1 protein-coding gene is annotated in these 1,435 nt (G+C 41.1%); it reads left to right on the top strand.

Annotation, left to right across the window (positions count from 1 at the left end):
• Window positions 1–124 precede the first annotated feature (124 nt).
• Window positions 125–1,387: an RNA-guided endonuclease TnpB family protein gene (locus F6K06_RS33495; protein WP_124146702.1), complete on the top strand. Its 1,263-nt coding sequence runs from the start codon at window positions 125–127 to the stop codon at window positions 1,385–1,387.
• Window positions 1,388–1,435 lie beyond the last annotated feature (48 nt).

A 1,435-nucleotide genomic window follows, 5' to 3' on the forward strand; every position in this document is an offset into this window, starting at 1 on the left:
TTTACCTAAATGGAGCAAGAAGGCCCACACCATAACCCTAGTTTGGTGTTGGGATGAATTGCGACCAACAAAAAAAATCATGCAGATCGCCAAAAGTTCTGCTATATAATGGTAAAGTTAAAGCATGATTATTAGAGAAGCCAAGCTATTAAACGGGTCTAAGGCACAATATCAAGCCTTAGAACAGGCGATCAGAACTGCTCAATTCATTAGAAACAAAGCAGTTAGATTATGGCGCGACGAGCCAGATGTAAATAAAGCTCGTCTATCTGTGCTGTGTAAAGAACTGGCAACGGAGTTTCCTTTTGCTCAAAAGTTGAACTCAATGGCGCGTCAAGCATCAGCACAGAGAGCTTGGAATTCAATCTCTAGCTTCTATCGTCGCTGTAGAGAAGGAGCCAAAAACAAAGGTTATCCTCAATTCAAAAAGCATTCTCGCTCAGTTGAGTATAAAACCTCTGGATGGAAACTATCACAGGATTGTTTAACTATTAATTTCACCGATGGTTTTCAAGCAGGTAGGTTCTCTCTATTCTGTAATCATCAAACCAGAGAGGACTTATTTAGACTGAAAATCAATCGGGTCAGAATTGTCAGGCGAGCTGATGGTTATTATGCTCAATTGTGCTTTGACGCTCACCGCAAAGAAACAGGGAACTATACCGGGAATGTTGTAGGCATTGATTTAGGTCTGACTTATTTCTACAAAGACCAGAACAACAATGCTGCAATTTATCCCAAGTATTTAAGACAAGCTCAAAAGCGAATAAAGAAACTACAGCGACAACTCTCCAGAAAGTTTGTTAAAGGTAAAAAACCTCAATCAAAAAACTACCACAAAGCCAGGATGAGACTGGGGAAGTGCCATCTGAAAGTTGCTAGACAGCGTAAAGACTGGGCAGTAAAGTTAGCCCGGTGCGTAGTCCACTCTAATGATGTGGTTGTCTACGAAGACCTCAAGATACAAAACATGGTCAAGAACCATCATTTGGCTAAGTCGATTTCTGATGCAAGTTGGTATCAATTCACTCAATGGTTAGATTATTTTGGGAAAGTGTGGGATAAGACAGTGATTGCTGTAGCACCAAATTATACATCCCAAGACTGTTCAAGTTGTGGTCATCGAGTGAAGAAATCTCTGAGTACTAGAACTCATCAATGTCCTAAATGCAAGATTGAAATATGTCGGGATACAAATGCGGCATGGAACATTTTAAATAAAGGGATGAAGATTCTAGATGTGGAGTGGAATCAGATCAAAGGTACTGAAGGGCATTCAGGAACCTCCGAGTATTCGGGAACGCTTGAGGAGACTACCACCTCTGCTGTAGATGGGCAACCTGAAATAGTAAGTGGTGTCGCTGAATCAAGAATCACAGATGGGTGAGAATCCCGCGCTGTAATTTTTAATTCAGCGCCGGGAGTATGTCAAAAA

Source organism: Okeania sp. SIO1H4 (genome assembly GCF_010672695.1).
GTDB classification, from domain to species: Bacteria; Cyanobacteriota; Cyanobacteriia; order Cyanobacteriales; family Microcoleaceae; genus Okeania; species Okeania hirsuta.

Bases quoted from the DNA above. Each gene is read 5' to 3' on its own strand.
- F6K06_RS33495 (WP_124146702.1), top strand. From the start codon at position 125: ATGATTATTAGAGAAGCCAAGCTATTAAACGGGTCTAAGGCACAATAT.